Source organism: Rufibacter immobilis, assembly GCF_003721565.1.
GTDB lineage: Bacteria > Bacteroidota > Bacteroidia > Cytophagales > Hymenobacteraceae > Nibribacter > Nibribacter immobilis.
In genome coordinates this window covers 393,791-405,127 of sequence record NZ_RJJE01000001.1, presented here as the reverse complement: position 1 = coordinate 405,127, position 11,337 = coordinate 393,791, and the positions used below count along the sequence as shown (strand labels likewise).

Annotated in this window: 6 protein-coding genes; all 6 read left to right on the top strand. The window is 42.7% G+C overall.

Annotated elements, in window-relative coordinates; translation table 11 throughout:
- Positions 1-10: 10 nt before the first annotated feature.
- Positions 11-766 (top strand): sulfite exporter TauE/SafE family protein, encoded by a 756-nt coding sequence (locus EFA69_RS01760; RefSeq protein WP_123131359.1) that lies wholly within the window; start codon positions 11-13, stop codon positions 764-766.
- Between the two features lie 166 nt (positions 767-932).
- Positions 933-2,030, top strand: a complete 1,098-nt coding sequence (locus EFA69_RS01755; RefSeq protein WP_123131358.1) for a DUF6588 family protein — start codon at positions 933-935, stop codon at positions 2,028-2,030.
- 543 nt (positions 2,031-2,573) lie between these two features.
- Positions 2,574-5,702, top strand: coding sequence for a SusC/RagA family TonB-linked outer membrane protein (locus tag EFA69_RS01750; protein ID WP_245964465.1), 3,129 nt, complete (start codon positions 2,574-2,576; stop codon positions 5,700-5,702).
- Between the two features lie 18 nt (positions 5,703-5,720).
- Positions 5,721-7,283 (top strand): SusD/RagB family nutrient-binding outer membrane lipoprotein, encoded by a 1,563-nt coding sequence (locus tag EFA69_RS01745; protein WP_123131357.1) that lies wholly within the window; start codon positions 5,721-5,723, stop codon positions 7,281-7,283.
- A 15-nt stretch (positions 7,284-7,298) separates the two neighbouring features.
- Positions 7,299-8,270: a DUF1735 domain-containing protein gene (locus EFA69_RS01740; protein ID WP_123131356.1), complete on the top strand. Its 972-nt coding sequence runs from the start codon at positions 7,299-7,301 to the stop codon at positions 8,268-8,270.
- A gap of 646 nt (positions 8,271-8,916) precedes the next feature.
- Positions 8,917-11,289, top strand: coding sequence for a prolyl oligopeptidase family serine peptidase (locus tag EFA69_RS01735; RefSeq protein WP_123131355.1), 2,373 nt, complete (start codon positions 8,917-8,919; stop codon positions 11,287-11,289).
- Positions 11,290-11,337: the final 48 nt, after the last annotated feature.

Here is an 11,337-nt window from a genome sequence, read left to right as displayed (position 1 = left end):
ATCATAGACGTTGGAAATTCTGTACCTGTGCCTGTTTGCCTTTCTGGCGGGCTTGATTGATTCTGTAGTGGGGGGCGGTGGACTGATACAGTTGCCGGCGTTGTTTGTGTTTCTGCCTCATGTACCGGTGCCCACAGTGTTCGGAACGGGTAAGCTTTCCAGTATTGCGGGTACCTCCGTCTCCATGTGGCGCTACGCCCGCAATGTGGAGATCAATTGGCGGGCCTTGGTTCCGGCGGCGGCCTCGGCTTTTATTTTCTCTTTTCTGGGAGCCCGGGCCGTGAGTCATTTTGATACCAGTTTGCTGCGCCCCTTGATTCTGGTGCTTCTGATCTCCGTAGCGGTGTACACCTTCTTCCGGAAAGACTTCGGGAGCATTCATGCGCCTCGGTTAGCTCCTGCCAAGGCAGTTTGGTATGGAGTTGCGGTAGGATTGGTCATTGGCTTCTATGATGGTTTTTTCGGTCCCGGTACCGGTTCCTTCCTGATGTTCATCTTCGTGGGGATCTTCGGGTTTAACTTTCTGGCGGCCTCCGCTTCGGCTAAGGTGGTGAATGTGGCTACCAACCTGTCGGCGCTGCTGTACTTTGGGTATAAAGGGTATATTCTCTACCACATCGGGATTCCAATGGCCATCAGCAGCATTGCAGGTTCTATGGTGGGAACGCGTATCGCCTTGGCGCAAGGCTCTGGTTTCGTGCGGAAGCTGTTTTTGGTGGTAGTAACGGGCATCATCCTCAAGTTCGCCTATGATACTTTTCAGTAGCACCCTTCTGGTTTTGCCCTAATTTTGGAAAAAGAGCCGCTAAACGGCTACTAACTCCTGCGTATTCTGGTGCGAAGCTATTTGAAAAGAATAGTTTTATGCTGAAGTTAGCAGGCTTTAAATCTTCAGGCAGTAGCAATTGACTACCTGTGCACTATATTGTACTATGATGAAATCTTTACTTAAAGTTTCTTTTTGGGCTGTGCCGGTGCTAGGCCTTCTCCTGACCACTACTGCCGCCCAGGCGCAGGATGAGGTAGGGGAGTTTCTGCGGGCCGGAAGGCAGGATGCCAATAAATTATTGGGAGCATACGTGGAGCCCGCCAGCAAATCTTTGGGCCACAGCCTGAATGGAGGCTGGTTTAACTCGGGCAAAGCCATGAAACTGGGCCGCTTTGACGTGAGGGTCTTTGCGACTGGCGCAGTGGTCCCAGATAAAGATAAGACGTTTGACCTGCAGGCCTTGGGCCTTACCCAGGTTAAGTTTAACCCCGGGAATTCTATTGCGCCTACCGTTTTAGGAAATGACCAGGAAGGGCCGGAACTTACCCTTGTGGCTAGAAACCCTCTCAACGGCCGGGATGAGGAAATCGCTAAAATCAATTCCCCGCAGGGAGCGGGTTTCAGCTTTTTGCCGGTGCCCATGGCGCAGGTTAGCTTAGGGCTGGTCAAAGACACCGAAATAGCGGTTAGGTTTTCCCCTAAGGTAAAGTTTGATGACTTTGAAGGGGAGTTGTGGGGAGTAGGGCTTAAACATGGGATTAAACAGTGGATTCCGGTCATCAGTATGATTCCCGGTTTTGACATTACCGTCTTTGGGGGTTACACCAATTTGAAGAGTGCTTATAGAGGTATTGATGTGCAGTTGGCAACGAGAGACCGAGCGTTTGCGAGCTCCCAGCAATTGCAGGAAGGCTATTATGACAACCAAGCTATCCGGTTAACTACCAAAGCCTGGACCGGCAGTTTAGTAGCTTCAAAGACCCTAAGTGTGCTCACTGCCTATGCGGGTGTGCGGTACAGCAACATTGAGACTGATTTGAATGCAGAGGGAAGATATCCAGTAGTGGCTTACCGGACTACCGCCCCTTATGCTAAATATGTAGAGGACCTGGAGAATCCGGTGACGCTTAATATGAAGGACTCCCAGTGGGGAGCCACGGCCGGTTTGCGCCTTAAACTAGCCTTCTTCTCCTTGTATGGGGAGTATACTCTTTCCAAATATTCAACGGCGTCTGCCGGTATTGGGTTGGGGTTTAATTAATACTATCTCTTTCTTCATCACAAAGAAGCCCCTGCTAATTCGCTGTCAGGGGCTTCTTTGTGATGAAGGGTAAGGTTTTTAGGAATCTAGGCGCAGTTTCAATAGCTATTGCGGTAGTAACACTCAACTTGTATAAGTGGAATATTTAAAATGTTCCCTGGCTTTGTGTTTAACCGTGTCTCTTGACTATAACATACAAACTTCCCTTTTCAAACTTTGTAGATAGCATCGTAGAACAAACTTCTTAGATAGACTATTTTTAGGTTATATTTTTCTAATGGAAGTTAGGGGTTTATGTTATTGTAAATTTTTTAACAAAGGTACGATATATGTTGAGGATATGATATAACCTCAGGAAGGATGTTAACTGATATTATGAAATATTTATATTATAATGCGCTGATAAGAAATTCTTAAACGTTTAAATGAAGTTTTGGTTTAGTTTTGAAAGTAATTATTGTGTTAATGATTTGTTAATGTGGTTATAAGTGATATATTTGATTATAAACTATATTCTAACTCTACAAACAAACCAAAAAACACATGAAGAAAAATTTACTTTTCAGCTTCGTCCTGATGCTGACGCTTCTGACACAGGCGTGGGCTCAGAGTCGAACTGTGTCAGGAAGAGTGACGGATGCCACAACAGGAGAGGGAATGCCTGGGGTGACTGTTCAGCTCAAAGGAACCAGTACAGCCTCCCCAACCGGAATTGATGGGAGTTATTCTATCAATGTGCCGAGTTCTGGAGGTGCCTTGGTGTTTTCTTTTATCGGTTACACTAACCAAGAAATTGCTATTGGTACCCAAACATCAATCAATGTTCGTCTTGCTACAGATTCTAAGGCACTAAGTGAAGTAGTAGTAGTAGGTGCTGGGGGTATTGAGAGGCAGGTTAAAGAGCAAGGTTATAATACAACCATTGTGAAGAGCGAGGAGTTGACGCAAGGTAGGGCTCAAAATGTTGCTGTTGGATTAACGGGAAAGGTTGCAGGTCTGCAAATAAATGCTGTTAGTAGCGGTGTAAACCCTAACGTTCGTATTGTATTAAGAGGTAACCGTTCTTTGACTGGTAATAACCAAGCGTTGATAGTACTGGATAATGTGATTGTTCCCAATGAAGTGCTAGGTAATCTAAACCCAGAAGATATTGAGACAGTCCAAGTGTTAAATGGTGCTAATGCGGCGGCACTTTATGGTTCAAGTGCTTCTAATGGTGCGATCCTCCTTTTTACTAAAAAAGGTAAAAAAGGTCAGTCTTCCATAAGGGTGGCGCATACAACCACTTTAGAGCAAGTAAGTTTTCATCCTGCTTTACAAAATGAGTTTGGTTCTGGATTTGCAACAGGCTTTTTGACTTACGTTCCATATGAGAACCAGCAGTATGGGCCAAGATTTGATGGCTCAATGGTTCAGATAGGTAAACCTCTGGAAGATGGTTCTATTCAAACTGTTCCATACACAGCTAGAGATGACAAATATGATTTCTGGGAAACAGGTGTGCAAAATCAAACAGATGTGTCTTTGTCTTCAGGGTCAGAAAACGGACGTACTACTTTTTATGTGTCAGCACAACGGTTGAAGAATAAAGGCACTACTTATAAAGATCAATACAACCGGGAGAGTGTCAGAGTAAATGGGACTCATGATTTGGGTAACAAAGTTAGTTTGGCATTCAATACAAATTACACCAGTAACTTGTATGATATAACATCACAGACTTCTGCTATCTATGATGCGTTGCTACAGACGCCTGCACATATTCCTCTTTTGCAGTATAAGGATTGGCAGAATAACAAGTTTGCTAACCCTAATGGGTATTACAATGAGTATTACGATAACCCATATTTCTTGATTGATAATAATAGACAAAATTCAAGGAATATATACTTGGTTGCCAGCACGGAAATTAAATATGCCCCTCTGGATTGGTTAGATTTTACATATCGTGTAGGTATTTCTAATAGAAATGTAACAACTAAATCAACTACTGGTGTATTTACACTAACTGACTATACAAAGTCAATTTCAGCTAGCAAGTATGATGTTACGGGAGGTGTTACTGATGGAAATACTACTACAAATCAGCTGAATGGTGATTTCTTAGCTCAATTTAATAAAAACGTTACTCCTGATTTCAATGTTCGTTTTATCCTTGGGCATAGCATTCGTACCAATTATTCAAAATCTTTGAGCGTAGGTACTTCTGGAGGTTTAGTTATTCCAGACTTGTACAATGTGAGTAACAGCCGCTTAAATACTAGGGCAGCTTCTGAGGCCAATTATACAGCACGTCAGATTGGCCTGTTTGGTGATTTAACTTTAGGATATAAAGACTATCTGTTTTTGCACTTAACAGGTCGTAATGACTGGGTATCTATCTTGGCACCTGAAAACAGATCATTCTTCTACCCTGCGGCAGATATTTCATTCATGGCAAGTGAAGCTATTCCATTCTTAAGTGAGAGCGAATGGATTGATGAATTGAAGGTGCGTGGAGGTATATCTAAAGTAGGACAGGTAAACCTTGGTGGTACCTTTGGGGCTTATCAGTTAAATCCTACCTTTGGAGTGGCTCCAGGCTTCCCATATGGTAGCTTAGCAGCATATACTATAAATAATTCAATTGTGTCTTCAAACCTGAAGCCTGAGATGACTACTGCATACGAAGCAGGTTTTGACGTTACTTTGAAAGATGGTTTGATTACTGCTAGTGGTACTTATTATGCCAGCAGTACAGTAGACCAAACAGTATCTACTGGTATTTCCTCAACTACAGGATATACAAGCTTTCTAACAAATACAGGCGAAGTAACCAACAAAGGTGTAGAAGCAAGAGTAGCTGTAACACCTATCAGGGGTGCAGATTGGACAGTAACTGTTGGCACAAATTATACCTTCAATGATAGTAAAGTGGTTTCAATTTCTAGTGACCAAGAACGTCTTCAATTGTCAACAGGGGGAGCTGCTCAAGTATATGCAATTGTGGGAAACAGATTCCCAGCTTTGCTAGGAAATGATTACATAAGAGATGATCAAGGAAGAGTAGTTGTTGATAGAATTACTGGTTATCCTTCAATAAATAATACACAAGTTTATTTAGGGCATACAGAACCTTTGCATAGAATGGGTGTTGACGCAGAAGTTAGATACAAGAATTTTAGGCTAACTACTTTATTTGAATACAGAGGTAATTTCTATAGATATCATAACAGCAGTTCTAGTTTAGACTTTTCTGGATCTTCTGCTGCAACCGCTGTGTATAACCGTGACCGCTTTATATTTCCTAATTCTTCCTTCTTCGATGAAGAAACAGGGCAATACGTGGCAAATACCAGCATAACAGTAAGAGATGGAGGTTCTGATTTCTGGGCGAGTAACAATTTTAATAGGAATGTTGCAACTAACTACACTACTAAAGGAGATTACTGGAAATTAAGAGAGGCATCCATTTCTTATGAAGTTCCAAGAGCACTGCTGGCAAGAACAGGGTTTGTAAAAGGTGCTACCATCGCTTTGCAGGGCAGAAATCTATTCTTATGGACACCTAGATCAAATAAATTTACTGATCCAGATTATAATTTATCAGATACAAATGCAATCGGTATAACTACATTGGGACAAACACCTCCAACAAGATACTACGGTGCAACAGTTGCTGTAACTTTTTAATTAAAAGAGAAAACTTAAATGAAGAAAATATTCAGATTACTTGCTCTAAGTATTTGGACTTTAATGACAGTGTCATGTAATGACTTCCTTGACGTGAATGAAAATCCAAATTCAGCAACTTCTACTACTCCTCAGCTTATATTACCTGGTGCTTTAACTACTACCGCATCCTTAATGGTAACCTATAATAATTACGGATCAGGAGTAGTAGGGTATGCAGCCAATGCGGGAGGCTTCGGCTTTTCTGGTGCGTATATTACGTATAACTATAGCACTACTGACAATACAGGACTTTGGACAGGAATGTATGATAATCTTAACGATTACCAGTATGTAATTGATAATACGAAAAATGATCCAGCACTAGCAAGATTTTATGCTATTGCTAAAATTATGAAATCGCATAATTTTCAGATGCTTGTAGACCAATATGGTGATTTGCCCTATACAAATTCTTTGATAGGAGATGGTAATATTTCTCCTCAATACGACAATGCAGCAGATATATATAAAGACTTGATTGTGCAATTAGATTCAGCTGTGTACATTATAAATAATTCTCCTACTGCAACTAACCCAGGGACTACAGATGTAATGTTTGGTGGAAATATGGAGAGGTGGAAGCAATTTGCGAATACTGTTAAGCTTAGAATGCTCATCCGTATTTCAGGAGTTTCTTCTTTGACTTCTTTTGTTAATGAAAGATTTGCTACTTTCGGTGCCTCTCCTGTTTTCTTAACAGATGATGCCTTGATTAACCCTGGTTACACAACTGCAAATCAAAATCCTTATTGGGGTACCTACCATAGTTCCACTTCTGGTGCTGCTGCTTCCGGTGGTCGTCAATACATTCCTGGTTCGTATGCTTTAACTATGTATAATGGAAGCAGAATATCAGATCCGGTGAGAGGAGCTACTATATATCGCTCATTTCCTAGTACACCTAATAATCGTTTAGGCAATCAAGAGGGTAGTGTTCCTACAGCACCCGCAAACACAATTGCTTGGTACATTGGTAGAGGGACAGGATTGAATGCATTAGATACTGTTGGCTTATTCAAAGGCCGTACTATGGGTATGCCTATTGTACTTGCAGCTGAAAGTTACTTTTTACAGGCAGAGGCAATGCAACGAGGGCTACTGACTGGAACGGCAGCAACAGCATATAGACAAGGGGTAATCAGTTCGTTCCGCTATCTTTACAAAGGTGCTAATAATGCTGTTCTTGCAGGTAAAGACCCAATTGCTGATGCAGATGCCTACTTAGCTGCAAACAAAGAGAACCAACTTGTAGATTTTGAGGCTTCGACTAATAAAATTGAAACTATAATTACTCAAAAATATATTGCACTCAATTTTATACATGGTCATGAGGCTTGGAGTGAATTTAGAAGAACAGGTTACCCTTCTGTCTCATCTAGCTCAACTTTTGTTTCTACTGTGTCTCAAGCAACTAGTCCGGATAGATTACCTAAAAGACTGCTTTACCCTAACACAGAATATCAGTTGAACTCTGCGAACGTCCCTTCTACAGGACCTAACTTTGTATTCAATACTCCAATTTTCTGGGACGTCAACTAAAAAAAGCTCAATAGTATGAAGAAGATATTAAGTTTATTAACAGCCTTCGTTGCTATGGCAAGCCTTAGTTCTTGCCTTGATGAGGATCCTGTTTTCGATGCAAGTAAATCTCAAAATATAATTGAGATAAAGTATGTTGGTAATAAAGGTGCAACATTTCCTACGGGTACCATATTTCCTATGTATGCATTCTCGTTTCCTATCATTCAAGGAGCAGAAGAAGAAATTCCTGTACTTATTAATTATGGAGGCCCCAACGTTGCGCCAGAGGATATCACGGTAACTATCATGAATGATCCTTCTGCTTTAACTGAACATAATACCAAAACTGGTTCTAAGTTTGTTCTTTTGCCAGAATCAATGTACTCTATTCCATCAGCAACAATAACTATTCCTAAAGGAGAGCGAACTGCTTCTCTTCCTGTAAAAGTGAAGCCTTATTTATTTAACCCTGCTCTTACCTATGCATTAGCTATTTCAATTTCTAGTGCAAGTTCTGGTACTGTCAGCACAAATTTTAAAACAGCCATTTTGCCACTTAATGCTAAGAATAAATATGATGGTGTTTATAGGGTGACTAACCTTGTTTTTAATAATGTGACGGCTCCTCTTCATACTGCTAACTCGCCTCGTACTAGGCACTTAAGGACAGTAGATGCAGATTCAAATGAATTGTTCGACCCTGCTTTAAACGGAGGGACTCAAGGTATCAGCTTCTTTAATAATGGGGCTGGAAGTCTATATGGAAACTTTAGCCCAGTATTTAACTTTGACTTGAATACTGATAATGTAACTTCTGTAACTAATTATTTCCCAGTTCCCAATTCAAGTAATAGAGATGCTAAGCTAGATCCTACAGGGTTAAATAAAATGACAATAGTTTCTGCAGATCAAAAAACCTTAGAAGTAAGTTATATAATGACTGTAAATGGAGTTAATACTCTTTATTTAAAAGAGAAGTGGGAATATACTGGGCCAAGACCTTAGTATAAAGATCAAAAAAGGGCTGTATTTGCAGCCCTTTTTTGATCTTTATACTAAAGGCTTTTATTACGTTGTGTGTGGTCTATGACGTATACTAATTTCTGTAGTAGGATATTAGCCTTGTGACAGAGTATCGGTTTTGTTCCTTTTTGGAAAGACAGGCTATATTCTGACTAATCTTCTGTTCCTTGTAGAGGTACAGGTTTACCCCTTTACGTTTCTGGTGTAGATGTTTCCAATTAGATGGTTTTCCAGTGGCAACCTTTTGCTGAAAGCAAGCCATCATCAGTGCATGTCTAATTGATGTCGAGCGGCTGCAACTGTTTGTATAGCTTATGGCTGAGTGTAGACTTCGATATTCTAGTTCAGGGCCAGTATCTCGCCTGTCCTCTGCGTGCAGGCGTAGAAAGGCCAGCATATGTGCCGCACAACAAAGGACTAAACATCGCCAGTAAACACTAGTTTGTAGGGTTTGGCCTCTAGATTCTCTGCTTTCTGGTTGAACCGCCCGAACCCTCTGCGCTGGAGTTCCGCATGGCAGTCTTTTATTAACTACCAATAAAAAAGTCCTAGATTACTAGGACTTTTTTATTGGTAGTTAATAAAAGACTGCCATTTATAAGAAATTGTTCTAATTATAATGTGATCTATGAAATATGTAGTTACTTGTGTGCTTCTTTTTTATTTGGTTTGCTCATTCGCTGTTTGTCACGCCCAAACCAGCCCTACCCTTACGGTAGAGAAAATAATGCGGGATCCTGCACAGTGGATTGGATCCTCGCCTAGCAATATTTACTGGTCAGATGACAGCAAGCAGGTGTATTTCCAGTGGAACCCAGAGAGAGGGAGGAAAGATTCACTCTACTCTGTAGCGGCAAATGGGGGCAAGCCTACCAAGGTAGCAGCGGCAGCTCGTAAAAAATTACTTACTCCGGGCGGGGTGTATAACCAGAAGAGAACCCATAGACTGTATGAAAGGGGAGGGGACCTGTTTCTGGTGGAGGTGAAGTCTGGAAAACTGAAGCAACTTACCAAGACGGTTGAACGTGAATCTTCTCCCAGCTTTACGTTTGATGAGCAGGAAGTAACTTACTTGAAAGACGGTAACCTATATGCCTGGAATGTTGGCAATGGCCAAACTCGGCAATTGACAGATTTCAGGAAAGGACGAAAGCCTGCCGATCCAGATCTAATCAAAGATAAGCAGGAATTATTTCTGCGGGAACAACAGCGTGAGCTGCTGGTAATTGTTCAAAAAAGAGAAGAAGAGCGGAAACAGCAGCGACTGGTGCAGAAGGAGAATGCCAAGAGCAAGCCCAAAGAAATTTATACAGAGGATAAATCAGTAGACAATATAGTACTGAGTCCCAACGGGAGGTTCATCACGTACCGGTTGGTCGCCCGGCCAGCGAACAGTAAAGTGGCGCAGGTGCCTAATTATGTGACAGCTTCTGGCTACACAGAAGACATTCCTACCAGAACCAAGGTGGGGGCAGTGCAGGCTACTTATGAAATGGGGGTATATGATACACAGCTAGACACCACCTATACCATCTCTTTCAAAGAACTTTCAGGCATACAAGACAAACCAGGCTATCAACGCATAAGCGGGCAAGCTACTGCGGAGGCAGGACGTTCTACGGCAGAAGCTAGAAAAGTGATAATGTTTGGCCCGTATTACTCAGGAGATGGTAAAAAGGCCGTGTTGGTAGCAAGATCACAGGATAACAAAGACCGCTGGATTTTGGCTTTTGATCCGGGCACTCGTGCCTTAAAAGAATTGGCCCGACAGCATGACGAAGCTTGGATCAACGGGTATGGCCCCGGTGAAATAGGTTGGATGCCAGACAATGAGAGCGTCTGGTTTGTGTCAGAGGAAAGCGGATATGCGCACTTGTATACGGTTAACGCTTCTACCGGAAAGAAAACTGCGCTAACCAGCGGTACGTTTGAGGTGCAGAGCGTGCAAATGGCTCAGGATAAAAAGTACTGGTACCTCACTACCAATCAGGTGCACCCCGGGGAGCAGCATTTCTACCGTATGCTTTTGAATGGGGGTAAGATGGAACAGATTACCCATATGACGGGAGGCCATGAAGTAACCATGTCGCCAGATGAGAAGAAACTGGCCGTTCGGTACTCGTACACAAATAAGCCTTGGGAACTCTACCTCATGGACAATAAGCCCGGGGCCAAACCCACACAGATCACGCATTCAACCACATCGGAATTCAATAGTTACCCGTGGCGAGACCCGGAGGTGATCACCTTCAAAGCGACGGACGGGGCCGATGTGCACGCTCGCTTGTATAAACCGGCCAATGCGACTGGAGCGGGGCCTGCCGTGATTTTTGTGCACGGAGCCGGATATTTGCAGAATGCCCATAAGTGGTGGAGCTCTTACTTCAGAGAATTCATGTTCCATAATCTTTTGGTAGACAAGGGGTACACCGTCTTAGATATTGATTACCGGGGGAGCGCAGGGTATGGTAGAGATTGGCGTACGGGTATTTACCGGCACATGGGCGGAAAAGACCTGAGCGATCACGTAGACGGAGCCAACTTCTTGGTGGAGAAACATGGCGTTGATCCAAAACGCATCGGGATTTACGGTGGGTCTTACGGCGGTTTTATTACCCTAATGGCCATGTTCACCCAACCAGATGTATTTGCCGCCGGGGCCGCATTACGTTCCGTCACAGACTGGGCTCATTACAACCATGGCTATACCTCCAACATCTTGAATGAGCCCCAGGCAGACAGTTTGGCCTACGTCCGAAGCTCACCTATATATTATGCTGAAGGCTTGAAAGGAGCTTTGCTCATGTGCCACGGCATGGTAGATACCAACGTCCACTTTCAGGATATTGTGCGGTTGAGTCAGCGGTTGATAGAGTTAGGGAAAGACAATTGGGAACTGGCCGTTTACCCGGTAGAGGATCATGGCTTTGTAGAACCTTCCAGTTGGACCGATGAGTACAAGCGTATTCTCAAACTCTTTGAAACCAATCTCCGGAGATAATGATCAAAAGGGCCTGAAGAAAAGTAACCCGTTCTGCGTTTAGGGCCT